General features: G+C 46.2%; 10 protein-coding genes. 9 read left to right on the top strand and 1 reads right to left on the bottom strand.

Features of this window, described 5'->3' with window-relative positions; genetic code table 11:
- Window positions 1–1,028: 1,028 nt before the first annotated feature.
- From LOZ80_RS12865 to LOZ80_RS12840, 6 genes are all read left to right on the top strand, one after another.
- Window positions 1,029–2,792: an ABC transporter ATP-binding protein gene (locus LOZ80_RS12865; protein WP_238171809.1), complete on the top strand. Its 1,764-nt coding sequence runs from the start codon at window positions 1,029–1,031 to the stop codon at window positions 2,790–2,792.
- Window positions 2,789–4,564 carry an ABC transporter ATP-binding protein gene (locus LOZ80_RS12860; protein ID WP_238171808.1) on the top strand — a complete coding sequence of 592 codons (1,776 nt, stop codon included), beginning with the start codon at window positions 2,789–2,791 and terminating at the stop codon, window positions 4,562–4,564. The genes LOZ80_RS12865 and LOZ80_RS12860 overlap by 4 nt, the downstream gene beginning before the upstream one ends.
- Window positions 4,565–5,024: 460 nt before the next feature.
- Entirely contained in the window at window positions 5,025–5,459 is a 435-nt protein-coding gene (locus LOZ80_RS12855) for an SRPBCC family protein (protein ID WP_238171807.1), read from the top strand.
- The gene (locus tag LOZ80_RS12850; RefSeq protein ID WP_238171806.1) at window positions 5,456–6,250 is read left to right on the top strand and encodes a lipid II flippase Amj family protein; all 795 of its coding nucleotides are present in this window, start codon (window positions 5,456–5,458) and stop codon (window positions 6,248–6,250) included. The genes LOZ80_RS12855 and LOZ80_RS12850 overlap by 4 nt, the downstream gene beginning before the upstream one ends.
- 82 nt (window positions 6,251–6,332) lie before the next feature.
- A complete protein-coding gene (locus LOZ80_RS12845; protein WP_238171805.1) occupies window positions 6,333–7,211 on the top strand; it encodes a radical SAM/SPASM domain-containing protein in 879 nt (292 codons plus the stop codon).
- Between the two features lie 120 nt (window positions 7,212–7,331).
- Entirely contained in the window at window positions 7,332–9,281 is a 1,950-nt protein-coding gene (locus tag LOZ80_RS12840) for an ATP-dependent DNA helicase (RefSeq protein WP_238171804.1), read from the top strand.
- Between the two features lies 1 nt (window position 9,282).
- On the opposite strand, the gene LOZ80_RS12835 is transcribed toward LOZ80_RS12840, so the two are convergent.
- Window positions 9,283–11,073 (bottom strand): ABC transporter substrate-binding protein, encoded by a 1,791-nt coding sequence (locus tag LOZ80_RS12835; protein ID WP_238171803.1) that lies wholly within the window; start codon window positions 11,071–11,073, stop codon window positions 9,283–9,285.
- 144 nt (window positions 11,074–11,217) lie between these two features.
- On the opposite strand from LOZ80_RS12835, the gene LOZ80_RS12830 reads away from it, so the two are divergent.
- From LOZ80_RS12830 to LOZ80_RS12820, 3 genes are all read left to right on the top strand, one after another.
- Window positions 11,218–12,720: a DUF4153 domain-containing protein gene (locus LOZ80_RS12830; protein WP_238171802.1), complete on the top strand. Its 1,503-nt coding sequence runs from the start codon at window positions 11,218–11,220 to the stop codon at window positions 12,718–12,720.
- A gap of 108 nt (window positions 12,721–12,828) precedes the next feature.
- Entirely contained in the window at window positions 12,829–14,400 is a 1,572-nt protein-coding gene (locus LOZ80_RS12825; RefSeq protein WP_238171801.1) for an S-layer homology domain-containing protein, read from the top strand.
- A 900-nt stretch (window positions 14,401–15,300) separates the two neighbouring features.
- The gene (locus LOZ80_RS12820) at window positions 15,301–16,443 is read left to right on the top strand and encodes an acyl-CoA dehydrogenase (RefSeq protein WP_238171800.1); all 1,143 of its coding nucleotides are present in this window, start codon (window positions 15,301–15,303) and stop codon (window positions 16,441–16,443) included.
- Window positions 16,444–16,461: the final 18 nt, after the last annotated feature.

Genomic DNA, 16,461 nt, shown 5'->3' with positions numbered 1-16,461 from the left:
ATGCTTATTGATCGGAAAATGGCTACTTTGGAGATCTAATGAACTGGATGATGCTTATTGATCGAAAAATGGCTACTTTGGAGATCTAATGAACTGGATTGGCGTTATCGAGCAGATTTTAGGTGGAAAGGTGGTTGTATTCTTCAAATAGCGCATCTGGCATTCGTTAGATTTTCAGAATGAGCGATTTTGGCCGAATAAAGGGTTTTGAGTTCGTAAGGGGAGCTTGGGGTTTGCCTCAAGGTTCATTGATTTTGTTGACCTAGCCGCAGGCTAGGTCTTTTGTGCGCCTCACAGTCGCACAATCTAGGTGGTTCAAATCCACCCGGTAACTTTACCCTTTAAAGTGCCGTAGCCGAAGTAGAGGTCCTAACCCGTGAGGGAAGGATTGACAAGGTGTCCTCTGTGAAGGGGAATCTGAAGGGTCTGCAGGCAAAGTCCAGAAACACTTATTTGTTTGAGTGGCTGCTGGTTTGGAGGTATAAACAAGCTATTTGGCAGAATGAGATCCTCTAGCGCAGCTATCGCGCAGAGATAAGGGAACGACAAGCCGCGATATGAGAAAAAAGTGTCAGAATAGCGAGTTTGAGGGAACTACAGTGCGTTATAATTCTGAAAACCGCTATATTTCAAGCCAAAGGGAACTACGGTCCGCTATTTCACCATTTTCGGGTTAGGATCAGCAATTTCCGCTTAAATAGCGGATCTCAGTTCCCTTTCATGCTACGTTTACCCCAATTCCCGCCTTATAGAGGATCATAGTTCCTTTTCACTTTCATTGCACAGCCCAAAGGGAACTAGGATCTGCTAAATTGCTGAAAACCGCTATAAAGACGCTCGTCTCTTAGGACGGCAAAGCCGCTTTTCATACGATTAATTAAGTATATGTAAATCCTACATTGTCGGCGGAGTAGCAATTTAGTATCATTGACTGTACGGTTGGAAAAGGAGGAAGAAAAATGGAAGGGAATTTTAATTAATCATATAAATAATTAATGTCATAAAATATTTATGGAGGACCTTGCAGAATGAGTAAACAACCTAGAAAAAAGAATTCGATGGGACAATATTCGGAACTGTTAAGCCGTTATTTGTTCCCTCAGAAGGGGACACTTGCTGTATTAACGCTGCTTCTATTTGCTTCTATCGGCTTACAGCTTATTAATCCGCAAATTATTCGCTTTTTTATCGATACTGCGCAGTCGCAAAGTTCATTGCAGCCGCTAGTTACAGCAGCGATTCTGTTTATCGGCTTTTCCTTAATCCAACAGTTGGTCTCTGTCATCGCTACTTATTTTAGTGAAAATGTTGGTTGGAAAACAACGAATAAATTGCGTGTCGATCTTGCCGCACATTGTTTGTCGTTGGATATGTCTTTCCACAAATCACACACCTCTGGTTCGTTAATTGAACGCGTGGATGGAGATGTCAATGCGCTTGCTAATTTCTTTTCGAGTATGATTATTCATTTAGTTGGCAATGTGCTGCTGATGGCTGGCATTATCATTTTATTGTTTCGGGAGAATTGGTTAATTGGGTTAGGGATGGCCTTTTTCGTCGTTTTTGCAGTCTTTATGATCCAATGGATTCGCAAATTTGCTGTACCTGTTTGGGCAAGTTGGAGGCAGGCCAATGCTGAATTTTATGGTTTTATTGGGGAACATTTGGAAGGGACGGAAGATATTCGTGCTAATGGCGCTGTAGGTTTCGTGATGAATCGTTTCTATACGATGCTGCGGGTGATGCTGCCGCTTAGGGTCAAAGCTTTCCTAGGATTTTGCGCCATGTGGAATATGTCAATTCTCGTCTTCGCATTAGGGAATGCGATGGCTTTCGGAATAAGCGCTTACTTGTGGCAAACGCAACATATCTCGATGGGAACTGTCTACTTGATTTTCTTCTATACAGAGTTATTGGCAAAGCCAATCGAAAAAATTCGTACGCAAATGGAAGATCTGCAGAAGGCAGATGCCAGTATTTCACGAATACGCGAGCTTTTCGCCACACAATCCGCAATTAAGGATGGACCTGGCGCTATCATTCCCGATGGGCCGTTAAGCGTTGAGTTTCGTGACGTTACTTTCAGTTATGACGGAGATCAGCCTACGTTAAAAGGTGTGCAGTTTTCATTGAAACCAGGTGAAGTTCTTGGGTTGCTTGGACGCACAGGCAGCGGCAAATCGACAATGGCCCGTTTGTTGCTTCGTTTCTACGACCCGCAAGAGGGCATCATTGCTCTGGGGGGGACCGATATAAGTGACGCAAAACTGGCTGATCTGCGTAAGCGAGTCGCATTAGTCACGCAAAATATTGAAATTATGCAAGGGACCATCCGCGATAATCTGACTTTTTATGATGAATCGATCTCGGATCAAGCGATTATTGACGTGCTGAGTGAACTCGGACTCAGTTCTTGGTACGGGGCAATGCCCGAGGGATTGGATACGAATTTAGCTTCCGGAGGGGGAAGCTTGTCTGCGGGTGAGGCGCAGTTGCTCGCTTTTGCCCGCGTTTTTCTGACAAATCCTGGCCTCGTTATTATGGATGAAGCTTCTTCACGCCTGGATCCTTTAACCGAGCAGCGGATTGAGAAGGCGGTTTCCAAGCTCTTAACGGAGCGTTCTTGCATCATGATTGCACATCGACTGGCTACCGTGCAACGGGCCGATCATATTGTGATATTGGATAATGGAGCCATTCTGGAATCAGGCAGAAGAGAAAGTTTGGCGGCCGATCCGAATTCCCGCTTCAGTCAATTACTGGCCACCGGGCTTGAGGAGGTATTGGTATGAATACGTATCAATATTTGTGGCGGCTGATTATGTATCGTCCTATGCGTTATTTCATAAATGCAATCGCTTGGACGGTCATTTATCTGGCGCCGATTGCAGCGGGCTTGGTAACGAAAGAATTCTTCGATTCCTTAACAGGCAACTCCAAGCTTGGCTATAGTGTTTGGGGGCTGATTGCCCTCTTGATGGCTGCGGCACTCGGTAGAATTATTTTGATCGTCATCGGTTTTATTACAGACGTGAATTTCCGTTTCCGCATGGGGATGCTGCTTAGAAGGAATCTGCTCGAACATGTGCTCAAACAGCCCGGAGCGCAGGCAATTCCGGTATCGCCAGGCGAAGCAATCAGTCATTTCCGTGATGATGTCGATCAGTCGGAAGAGGCGGCGAGTTGGTCAGTTGATGTTTTTGGGATGACTTGTTTTGCGCTTGTGTCCGGCTATATATTAATTCGGATTGATGCTCAAATGACGCTTCTTGTCTTTATGCCGATTGTACTTGTAATCACCGCCGCACAGCTAGCAACCGTACGGCTGCAGAAATATCGCGCAGCAAGTCGGGAGGCAACTTCCAAAGTGACTGGCGAAATAAGTGAAATGTTCGGCAACGTGCAAGCGATTCAAGTCGCAGGTGCTGAAAAACGTGTTATTGACAGATTCCGCAGCTTCGGCGACAGTCGAAGGAAAGCCATGCTGAAAGATCGGTTGATGACCGAACTGTTGGATTCGGTATTTTCCAACTCAGTTAACCTTGGAACAGGATTGATTCTGCTGTTAGCAGGGACCAAAATGCGTGCAGGCACTTTTACAGTCGGAGACTTTGCCTTATTCGTGTATTACTTAACTTTTGTTACGCAGTTTATATCCAATGTAGGCAAGTTTATCACTTACTTTAAACAAATGAGTGTTTCTCTAGAAAGATTAACCTTTCTGCTGCAAGGTGCATCAGCGAAAGTTCTGACGATGGTTAATTCCTTGCATTTGACAAAAGGCAGCCCGCTCCCAGTCATGAATGAGGGAATAGATAAGCTTGGCGGCAAGCTTGAGCGGCTAGATGTGAATGGGCTGAGCTATGCGTATGCTGATACGGGCAGAGGGATCTCGGACATTCACTTCAGCTTGCAAAAAGGTTCGTTCACCGTCGTCACGGGGACGATTGGGTCAGGCAAAACCACGCTCGTGCGTTCGCTCCTTGGGCTGCTGCCTAAGGGAGAAGGAACGATTGCGTGGAATGGCGTGCCCGTCGATGATCCGGGCACCTTCTTTACGCCGTCGCGGAGCGCCTACACCGCGCAGGTGCCGCGGTTGTACAGCGATACGCTGCGCAATAATATTTTGCTCGGGCAAGCGGAGCAAAACGACAGCTTGCCGCAGGCGCTGCACGCGGCGGTGATGGAGTTCGACGTCGCGCAGCTGCCAGGCGGGCTGGACACCGTCATCGGCCCGCGCGGGGTGAAGCTCTCCGGCGGCCAAGCGCAGCGGACGGCCGCAGCGCGCATGCTCGTGCGCAACGCCGAGCTGTACGTGTTCGACGACTTGTCGAGCGCGCTCGATGTCGAGACGGAGCAGAAGCTCTGGGAGCGCATGTTCCAGCGGCGTGCAGATGCGACTTGTCTGGTCGTGTCGCACCGCAAAACGGCGCTAACCCGTGCCGACCACATCATCGTGATGAAGGACGGCCGCATCGAAGCCGAGGGAACCTCGGCGGAGCTGCTGCTGCGAAGCGAGACGTTCCAGCAGCTCTGGTACGGGGATGAGCGGAAAGCGGAGTGAGGCGAAACTTTCACCACGTTGGTGGGGGCGGGGTTTGACAGCCGCCATGCGCAGATAAGGGAAAATGCATCATAGCAAATTTTAGGGAACTATAGTTCGCTATTTTAGCGAAAAGTGCCATTTTAGCGAGGGTGAAGGAACTACAGTGCGCTATTTTGCTGTTTGGCGGAAAATTCAGCGCCTTTCGTGGAAATAAGACCCTGTAGTTCCGCTATTACACTTGAATCGCATCTGTTCGACTAAATAGAGCCCCACAGTTCCCTTAATAGGTTTCGTCGCTTGTAAGAGGCTCATCTCTTAGGGCGGCGAAGCCTTTTTTTATACGGCCTGTAAAGTACACGCTCCTAGTTCTTATTTAATAGAAAATTAAGCCAAACTTTTAAAGGGAATTTCTGGGTTCTTCTAGAAAGAATTAATAAAGGCTGTTCCAATGCATGAATTTGATAGAGGGGGCAAGAGGATGGGTTCAAATAAAGCGGTAGGTCAAACGGCTGAAGCAGGTTTTCAAATTGGTGTCAGAAGGACACTACCTTTATATCAGGAGGAGGCTTGGGAGCTGCTCATTTCCCCATCAGGAAGAAAACTCTGGCTCGGTGAAGTGGCGGATCTGTCATTCACCAAGGGGCAAGCTTATCAAACCGTAGATGGATGTTCAGGAGAAATTCGTGTGGTGAAGCCGCTCGAGCAGCTTCGTTTGACTTGGCAGCCGGCAGGTTGGGAGCATGCTTCTACGCTGCAAATTCGGCTGCTTCCTACAGCAAATCCCGGCCGGACAACGATCAGTTTTCATCAAGAAAAGCTGGAAAATGAGGAGCGTAGAGAAGAGATGAAAGCGCGCTGGGAAGCCGTTATTGCTGACCTTCAGTCCATAGGGGAACACGGAGCCGTTCAATGACAGGGACACTTGTTATAGTTTTCGTGTTAACGATGATTATACATACAGCTGAAACGTTGTCTTATTCAATTCGATACGCTGGCGTGCAGGTGAACAAGCTGGCTGTGGCACTTTCTTTAGTCGGAATCGTCGTGCTCGTTTCAAGAACTGCGAATTTAATTCAAGCACCTATGACGGCGAACTTCGTGGATTTTGCCAAGGTGGAACCGACTTTTGATTTGGAAAAATACCTGCGTATCAGCCTTTTCGCCTCGTCTATCGGCACGTTGATCGCGATCGCCTTGTTTCCTTCATTTATCAATTTCAGTGTGCGTATTATTGCTCGATTGGAAGTTGCAGGATCGTTACCCAAATTAATTACAAGTGTTACCGTAGAGCAGCTGAAGAATTCGAAATCCTACTGGAAGAAGCCCAAAGTAAAGTTGAGTCAATTTCGCTATTTGGGTGTACCTAAGCGCTTATTATTGATCAATATTGTGGTGACGGCTTTCTATTCGGTAGGGGTGCTCGCTTCGTTATATGCCGCTCATCTGGTTCCTGAATCTGCAACGACAGCTTCTCAGGCTTCTGGACTGATTAACGGGATCGCGACAATACTTTTGACCATTTTCATAGATCCACAGCTTGGTCTCATTACAGATAAGGCGCTGCATGATGAGTCGCAAAAAAGGCAGTTAGGCAAGATTTATGCGCTGCTCATGACTTCTCGCTTTCTTGGAACATTGCTTGCTCAGTTGTTTCTGATTCCGTCTGCCCATTTCATCGGATGGATTGTCCAAACGATTTTCTAATTTCTCCATGACCTTTCTTTCATAGTGACAGCTTGCTATAATAGCTAATATCATAGTAGCGCAGCTAGAAATGGAGCAAAGAATGAAGAAGTTTAAGAAGTTTTATATTGAGATTACAAGTGTATGCAACTTGGCCTGCACGTTCTGTCCACAAACGAAACGTCAAGCCAATTTTATTAAAATAGATACGTTTACGAATATCCTTGATCAAATTAAGCCCCATACCGATCATATTTACCTTCATGTCAAAGGAGAGCCTTTGCTGCATCCTAAGATTGATGAATTGCTGGATTTGAGCCACGAGAAGGGCTTTAAGGTCAATATCACAACGAACGGCACGTTGATTAACAAAAACAGACACAAGCTGCTGGATAAACCGGCGCTTAGACAAATGAATTTCTCTTTGCACAGTTTCGACGGACATGAAGGGTCTGAGGATAAGGAAGGCTATGTGACGAGTATTCTGCGTTTTGCCAAAGAAATCGTGGCGAAATCCAATGTGATTATTTCGTTCCGGCTCTGGAATCTGGATACCGATAATCAGACCAATCTGGAGCGTCAGCGCAACCGTGAGGTGCTGGAGCTGCTCGAGCAAGAATTCAATCTTGATTTCAAAATCGATGAGAAATTCGTGCGCGGAACGGGCGTCAAGTTAGCGGATCGCGTCTATCTGAATCAGGATCATGAGTTCCAGTGGCCAGATCTCAAAGCAGAGGAAATTGCTGGACCTGGTTTCTGTCACGCGCTGCGCAATCAAGCCGGTATTCTAGTTGATGGCACTGTAATCCCCTGTTGTCTAGATGGGGAAGGAGTTATCAATTTGGGCAATATCAACGATACGCATTTCTCGGATATTGTAGAGGGCGAGCGGGCGAACCGTTTGTTTGAAGGATTTTCCAGACGCGAAGTGGTCGAGGAATTATGCCGCAAATGCGGGTACCGCGAACGTTTTAGTATGTAAGATTGAGAAAGCTACTTGAAGCAGCCAGTTGGCTGTTCGAGGAGCTTTTTTTTTGCTTTTACTTTTGATTCATGAGATAATATAAGTTTGATTCAATTCTATTCGTTGGGGGCACATAACGTGGGAAGTTATCCATTTGCATATGATCATTCACAGCCATACATGCAGCAAGTCTCGGACTGGATTGCCGATATCTTTTATGAAATTTTGCCTGAAGCTGGCTTCGAGGTCCGTGATGAACAAATTTATATGGCTTTTCAATTGGAGCGTGCTTTTGCGGAGAAGCAGACGATTTTTGCTGAAGCTGGAGTGGGAACGGGGAAGACGCTAGTTTACTTGTTATATGCGATCTGTTATGCGCGTTTAACGAAGAAACCGGCGATTATTGCCTGTGCGGACGAGTCCTTAATTGAACAGTTGGTCAAGCCGGGTGGTGATATAGAGAAAATCACACGGCATTTGGATCTTGCTATTGATGCTCGGTTGGCGAAATCGCCGGACAAGTATGTTTGTCTGGTCAAGCTGGACGAAGCGCGTTTCGGACATGAAGATACGGGCTTGTACCGCGAACTATATGAAGGTTTGCCGGAATTCGTGCATACGCGCGAAGCGATGCAGTCCTTTTATGCCTATGGAGATCGCAAAAATTATCCTCATTTGAACAACGAACAATGGGACAAGGTCAGCTGGGATGCCTTCCAGGACTGTTTTGTTTGCGATAAACGCCATCGCTGCGGCCAAACGCTTTCGCGTGATTCGTATCGCCGTTCGACAGATCTGATCATTTGCTCGCACGATTTCTATATGGAGCATGTCTGGACATATGAAGGTAGAAAACGCGAAGGACAGCGGCCTTTGCTGCCGGAGCATTGTACGGTTGTTTTTGATGAAGGCCATCTCATGGAGTCAGCGGCTCAGAAAGCATTGACTTATAAGCTCAAGCATATCGTCTTCGAGGAATTGGTCGTTCGTTTATTAAAAGGTGAAGTGCGCGAAACGTTAGCGGTCTGTATTGATCAGGCAATTGAACAGAGCGAATTGATGTTTGATATTTTGGAAAGCTGCTGCCAGCCGATTCCGGGTTCTGACCGCAAGCAGATCGTCATGAACGACAGATTGCTGAGAGAGATTCATCGTCTTTGCGACATTTTATCGCAGATAGAGGAAGAGCTTGTGTTTGAAAGCGAGATGTTCACGTTAAACGATTATCAGCTCAAAATTGTCGAAGAGCATCTGGAAATGATGCAAAAAGCGTTAGCTTTGTTTCGCAATGATCAAGCTTTTATTTGCTGGGCAACAGAGAGCATTACGGGGTTAAGTCTCGTTATTATGCCTAGAACAGTGAAAGAAGTCTTGAAGGAGCAAGTGTTCTCTTCCAAAATGCCGATTGTCTTCTCATCTGCGACACTTTCGGTTGAAGGCTCGTTCGACTATGTGGCCGACAGTTTGGGGCTGGACAAGTATTTGTCCTTTTCTGTTGCGTCTCCCTATGATTACGCTGAGCGTATGGAAGTGATTGCACCTACTTGGTCTAGTGGCGGAACGTTCGAAGAGAAGCTGGAGACAGCGGTTCAATTGTTGAAACGAACGGAAGGACGGGCCTTGATCCTGTTCCCCACGTTCGAAGAACTGCGGAAGTTCAAGAGGGAAATTCAAAGCCGTTCCGACTGTGCGGATCTGCACTTTTTATTCGAGGGCGATCAAGAAATAAGCCATCTCATTGCTTCTTTTCAGGGAGACGAACATACGGTACTTGGTGCTGTAAGTTTATGGGAAGGACTTGATGTGCCAGGCCCTTCGTTGTCTAATGTCATTGTTTGGGCACTGCCGTTTCCTCCGCAAGATCCCGTATTCATGGCCAAAAGACAAGCAGCTGCTTCACCTTATGAAGAGGTTGATATTCCGTATATGCTGCTTAGACTTAGACAAGGCATAGGTCGCTTAATCCGAACCCGCGAAGATAGCGGTTTGATTGCGATCTTTAGTGAGGAACTTCACCATAATGAGCAATTGCGGGAACATATAGTCCGTATTTTACCAGTTGGTGTTTCCTTAAAAGCTGGCGTTTAATCTAGGTAAACCAGATATCGCGAAATCGCACCCAACCGAGCGAGTCCAGAGAGATGCCGCGGATGGAAGGGTGGTAAGCTGTTTTGAGATGCTTACGATATAGAAATAGCAGGCTATGGCGCTGCTTGAGCTGTGATTCCAACTGCTCAAGCAGCGCTTTTCGACGTCCAGCATCTGGCTCTAGGCGCAGTTGGAATAAGTTGTCATCGAGCAATGCTTGGACATCTTGGTCTGCATGCTGACGCATACTTTTGTACATATCATAGAGACGCAGTTCACGATGCTCATCTAACATAATTGCAAACAGCACGAGGTCGGCGCTCATGCGCTGCTCTCCTTTGAACTCTTCGGCAGGAATCAGCATAATGTCCAGCATAATACCGGACTTGGCGTACATGCGCTGCAAATGTAAGGCATCATGCTCATACTGTGGGATAGTAGCTAGCGTGAGATGTTCTCCCTGATAACTAGCTGTACAGTAATTTTCGACAATCCCGGTCGTAGGGGCAGTAGAGACAATCGAATTCGGTACATCAGATTGTGTGTATGGGAAAAAGCTGTTCGCAGTCTCAATAACATCCCCCGAAAGTTGTTCCAGCAAAAAAGTGCGATCCAAGGCGTTGCTTAGCACTTGGCGATTCTGCGGGTTCTTCAAGGGGCCATCTTTCAACGCATTAACGGTTAGAAATTTGGTTGTCATGCCAGATTGCCTGACTTGCTGCCAACGTTCTGCATCCATGTCGGAAATTCGTACATTGTGCATGATTTGATAGGGACGCAGCTGATCAGACAGATCGGTCTGCTCCTGCTCTGGCAGTGTCCACACTTCAACCCGATCCAGAAACCCTCGTCCCTGAAAATAAAAGGGGAATGCCTCCAAAATCCAGATACCTTGTTCTTGTCCTGTTAAACGAAAAGGTCCAGTCCCGACAGGACTGGCGTTCATACCGTCCACATGATTCACATAGACGTCAGCGGGAACAATCGAAGCGCGGTTCGTCGTTAAGAAGCCCAGAAATAGTTCATTTCTTTCCTTTAATTGAATACGAACGGTTGTTTCGTCCGGCGTCGTTATCTCGCAAATGTTCGCATAAGCCCAGCTGTACAGACCGCGCGGCGCGAGCCGTTGGAGCCGTTCGAGCGAATATTTCACATCGCTGGCCAGCATTTCGCGGCCGTGATGGAACTGAACGCCTTTGCGCAGATAGAAGGTCCAAAGGGTGCGAGCATCATCCGTTTCCCAAGCATGGGCGAGATGCGGCAAAATCTGGTCTCCTTTCGCATCCATGCGCACGAGACCGTCGAACAACTGATTCACCAGATGCGATTCCCCCGCATAATGGATAGCGGCTGGGTCTAAGGTGTGAATTGTTTGGGTGAGAGGAAAGCGCAACACGTCGGTTCTGCGCTGATTCTGCACTTCAGAGCGGAAGCCGAATTGTCCAGAGAGCCAATCCTGAAATTGCTCTCTTAGGGAGAGGGCTTCTTCGGAAGCTTGCAGCAGCTCCAATGCCGAATGCAAATCTTGTCTGGCGACCAACTCCTTGGCTTCCTCCAGGAGTATGGATTCTTTTTTTGCGTGAAAGAACAGGCTGGAGCGGTTGCTGCGTCCTTTTTTGGGCAGCCAAGTCAGCCAGCCTTCCTGCTGCATGCGCTTCAAAACCAGTACCATGTTGCGATGTGTACAATCCAAACAAGAGGCTAATTCTTCGAGTGTAATCTCAATGGGAGACTCTTCCTGGATATGGGGGAAAGCGCGGCGCAATGTCAAATAATGCTTGCGAATTTTCACTTGCATGCCTCCATCATAAAATATGAAATTATGAAATTTAAAGTTACACTTTTTGTTCTTGTTTTAAAGGTTACAATAAAAGGCAGGAAATAACAATGTCTAGCAGCGCCCTAACCATTAGCTTTACAAAGGAGAGTATGTTGAATGAGAGATCCCGCTCCATGGCAAAAGAAATACGGCATGATGCTGATGTATGCTTGTTTATTCGGTTTGGCCTTTCAATATTTATTCGTTGGCCGCACAGCCGGCGTGTCTGTATTGATCGTTGTGGCTGGCTTCTATAGTTTGTACTTTTATGCCATTAAAGGACGATTGGGCGGCTTCGAGCCATGGGAAGGCCAGAGCAAAGCGGGTTGGCTCCTGCTGGTTCCTAGTGTGCTTTTGGCACTTACATACGGATTATTTGCGAATCGCTTGTTTCATACGCTGAATGGTTTAGCATTGCCCTTGCTCATAGTAATGCAAACGATTGTGTTGTCTCGCAATAGCAAGCATGCGTGGTACCATGCGTCTTTCTTACAGGATATATTGCGGCATGTTATGGGAAGACCGCTGGCTCATATATCCGTTCCACTAGGGATGATTAAGTCATGGCTGCCTGCCAAAGAAAATGAGCGTGAGGCGAGCAGAGGGAAATTTGCTAAAATAGGAGTAGGTTTGCTTTTGGCTGTACCAATCTTATTTGTCATTATTAGTTTACTTGCTTCCGCTGATCGCATTTTCCTGTCTTGGCTCGAACACATTCCGAATTGGTTCGATGGGGGATCTACGTTCGAAGTTATTTTTCGTATACTCTTAGCGATTTGCGTCACGATCTACATTTTTTGCTACCTGCTTGGCCTGCTTTTGCCCAAAAATGCTGAGGTGGATTCGATTCCGAAGGTTGAGGAAATTGAATTGCTTGAGAAGAATAGGAAGATTCAATTAGATCCCCTTACTGCGGGGACTTTGCTAATCTGTGTGAATTTTGTTTATGTGCTATTTGCGATAATCCAATTCTCCTATTTGTTTGGAGCCGCTGACGGGTTGCTGCCGGACGGTGTAGCTTATGCAGAATATGCGCGGAGAGGGTTTGCTGAGCTTGTCTTTGTTGCTTTAATCAATGTTGCGTTATTGTTTCCTGGCTTGCATTGGATTCGAAAATCGGCTCAAACCGGGGAATTAATACGTAAAGTGCTATTAAGTCTACTAGTTGTATGTACACTTGTCATGTTAAGTTCAGCATATAGCAGGCTTGCTTTGTATGAAGAAGCTTATGGTTTTACACAGACGAGATTGCTGGTTCATGGTTTTATGATATTTCTTGGCGTGTTATTTATCATTGCGCTTTATCGTATTTGGGTGGAGAAGATGTCATTGTCCAGAGCGTATATCACTTCGGCAATTTTGGCTTACCTGGTTATGAATTACATCAATATTGATGAGCGGATTGCAGTGAACAATACAGCTCGATATGAACGAACAGGAGTTATTGATCTTGCCTATCTGGGAGACTTATCCACGGATGTGGTTCCAGCGCTAAGAGATTTACAAATTCGTCATCCAGAATTAGTGGAATTGGAACTCACGATAAACCGCGTCATATCTGGGATTGACAGCGATTCGTGGCCTTCCTGGAATCTGTCTAACTACCGCGCCAAGAGGTAAATGATCGATCCATTTTCAAAAAAAAAAATAGTCTTGAGTTTCGAACTCCAAATTGCTGGGTATAAATTCCTATCCATACATAACCCAACTTTTAGGAGGAAACAAACTATGAAAAAAACACTTACAGTCGCACTTACTTCTGCAATGGCATTATCCATGTTCTCATCCGTCGCATTCGGGAAATCATCTTCTGATTACACCGATTTAAGCCAACTGGACACCGCAACGAAAGCCAAATTCGATGCGATGATCAGCGCCGGCATTGTCGACGGAATAACAGAAACGACTTTCGGTTTGAAAAGTCAAATGAATCGCGCCCAGTTCGCCAAAGTAGCCGCATTGCTTTTGAAACTACCTGTTAATGCAGGGCTTCGCGTATCCTCATATACGGATGTAAGTACATACGATCAAGCCAATGGCTATGCACTTCCTTATATTGAAGCTTTGAAAACAGCAGGAATTACAGAGGGCACGAGTGAGTGGACCTACAGTCCCGCAGCTCAAGTGACCAAACAAGAACTGGCTGCGTTCTTCATTCGAATTTTAGGTAAGGAAGCACAAGCAGAAGCCTTGACACTTACAGACGGATCTGTATCGGATTGGGCGAAAGGGTATGTAGCACTTGCTACAAGCTTAAAGATACTGCCTGAAAGTGTTGGAGCTTTCGAAGGTCTACAGCCTGCAACTCGCGAGCTGCTGGTGACAGGTGCCTATGAAACCAAACAGCAATATGTTCCTGACAAAGTATCACTCATCGGTGCTCAAGCGATAGGTGCAAGCACGGTAAAAGTGTGGGTAAACGACACGGTTGATACGAAAAAAGCGACTTTTATGCTGAGCAAAGGAAGTATGAGTGTGCCTGTGACAGCAACGTGGTCCGATGATCATAAATGGGCAACGTTAGTGTCCGCTTCACCATTAAGTGAAGGCGACTACACAGTTGAAATTTCGGGCATTGATTCCTCTTCTGTATTAAGAAAAGATGTTAATTTCAGAGTGCAAAAGGAACAAGTAACCGAACTGAAGTTCGTAAATCCAAGCGATACGATTGCGAATAGTGCTTCTGCTTCTATTAAAGTGAAAGCTTTAAATCAATATGGGGAAGTAGCTTCTGTGGAAGCATCAGCTTTCACAGCTACAGTAGCAGGAGCAGCTCCCACGGATATTAGCAAAGACGAGTGGGGGAATCTGGTCATTATTGCGGATGTTAAAGCAACAAATGCTGCACAATTGAACGACTTTATCCCAGTTACCGTCTACTTGAAAAATCAAAACCTCAATGTTTCGAGAAGCTTCAAAGTAGGAAATGCACCTATTCTCAGTGTGATTGAGCCGAATAAATTAACTTATTCCAATGGTAAAACGAGATTTCTGAACGTTGGCGAAACAGCTACGATTACCTTAAATCTGTACGACCAATACGGAAATCCGGTTACCAAAAAACAATGGGATAATGGGGAGGTAACGACCAAAACGTTGCTGCCTGACATAAATCCAGATAATCCGCATCTTGAAGTTGTAAAAGCCGGAGCTTCCCTGAGTGCGAGCGATCTCTTCGATACGAATGGCATCGCCCGCCTAGAAGTGAAGCTGACAGCGAAGCCTGAGCAAGCGACGACTCATCAAATTACGATTTATAGCGAAAATGCTTACGCGACGGTGAGTGTGGATATTAACTAAACTTTCGATTGAATTCGGTGCTCATTCTCTAGCGATAGAGGATGAGCTTTTTTTTATATGTTTTGAAGTGAACGCGGAGTTACTGCAGTTGCCTTGCGCAGAGGGAGGGGAACTACAGGGCGCTATTTTAAGCCCAAAGTGTAAAACCGAGAGGTGGAGGGAACTATAGGACGCTATTTTGCTGTTTGCTGGGAAATTTAGCTGAATTCGTGGAAATAAGACCCTGTAGTTCCGCTATGACCCGCTCATCCCTGCTTTTTCCCTAAATAGCGTCCTCTAGTTCCCTTACAGGTTTTGCCGCTAAGAAGAGGCTGATCGCTCAGGGCGATGCAGCTGTTTTACTTAACTAGAATTTATATGTTTTGGGGTTTGGGATGAGTGAGCTTACCTCATATGTATTGGCTTCACCATAGCCTCTTTGGTTGGAGGGTTGCGGTCGTAAAGGGCAGCTAATGAACGGTAGGATGCTTATAGACGAGAAATTGGCGATTTAGGAGATTTAATGAATGGAGTTGACGCTACCGAGCAAATTTTAGGCGGAAAGGTGTTCATTTTCTAGAACTAGAGCATCTGGAATTCATTAGATTTTCAGAATGAGCGATTTTGGTTGAATAAAGGGTATTGAGTTCGTTAGGGGGCTTGGTTTTCCTATAGGATCATTGACTGACGATTCATTGTGATGAGACTGTTTGCCAATCGTTAAGAAATCGTCTCTAGCCTGACTGCGTCATCGAGAATGTCGAAAAACATGCAAGGCAGAAGGTATATGCCTTCATCTAGAGGTGTATATATAACATATCAAGTGGAAACGATTACAACTTGTCCTAAACTCCGACATCAACTGAGCTTGGCCTCGACAACACTTGCAGAACAGTCAGCCATGAGGAAGATGGTGAGCGCATGCAACTGGTTTTAACGGATGAACAGCAGATGATTCGTTCCATGGTGCGCGATTTTGCTAAGAATGAAATTGAACCTACCGCTGCTTGGAGGGATGAAGAAGAGAAATTCGATCGCGGACTGTTCGATAAAATGGGTGAACTCGGTTTAACGGGCATTCCATGGCCGGAAGTCTATGGCGGGCTTGGTGCAGATTTTCTTACGTATGCCCTCGTGGTTGAGGAACTCTCCCGGGTATGTGCTTCTACGGGTGTTATGTTATCTGTGCATACGTCACTTACAAGCTGGGCGATCTATAAGTATGGTACAGAAGCCCAGAAGCTTAGGTTTTTGAAATCATTGGCCGAGGGCAAGCAGCTAGGGGCTTATAGTCTGACTGAAAGCGGATCTGGTTCCGATGCTGGCGCTATGCGTACGACAGCGACTAAGGAGGGAGACAGTTATCTGCTCAATGGCTCCAAGCTGTTTGTGACGAATGGCGGAGAAGCAGAGATTTATATTGTTTTTGCGATGACGGATCTCGCACAGAAGCACAAGGGATGCACGGCATTTATCGTGGAAAAAGGTGCTCCTGGCTTTATTTTTGGTCACAAAGAAAGAAAACTGGGCATACGTTCCTCGCCTACGATCGAACTTCGCTTCGAAAACTGCCGTATCCCCGAGGAAAACCGATTAGGGGAAATAGGTGAAGGATTTCCGATTGCGATGAAATGTCTGGAAGGAGGACGCATTGGCATTGCTGCGCAAGCACTTGGTATTGCGCAGGGCGCAATGGATGTCTCTATCGCATATGCCAAGGAGAGAAAGCAGTTCGGCAAGCCAATCGGCAGGCAGCAAGCGATTGCCTTTAAGATTGCCGATATGGCAACGAAGATCGAAGCGGCTCGGTTATTGACTTACCAAGCCGCCTGGAGGGAAAGTGCTGGGTTGCCATATGGCAAAGAAGCCGCTATGGCGAAGCTTTTTGCAAGTGATACGGCGATGCAAGTAAGCATCGAAGCGGTCCAAATATTCGGAGGCTATGGGTATACGAAGGAATTTCCGGTAGAGCGTTACATGCGTGATGCCAAAGTAACTCAGATCTACGAAGGAACGAATGAAATTCAACGTATTGTAATTTCCCGTATGCTGCTTGCAGATTGAAGGAAGCGGTTGAACTTG

This window comes from Paenibacillus sp. HWE-109 (assembly GCF_022163125.1).
In the GTDB taxonomy this organism is placed as follows: Bacteria; Bacillota; Bacilli; order Paenibacillales; family NBRC-103111; genus Paenibacillus_E.
Note: the sequence above shows the minus strand (reverse complement) of the source record. Positions and strands in the feature narration are given on the sequence as shown.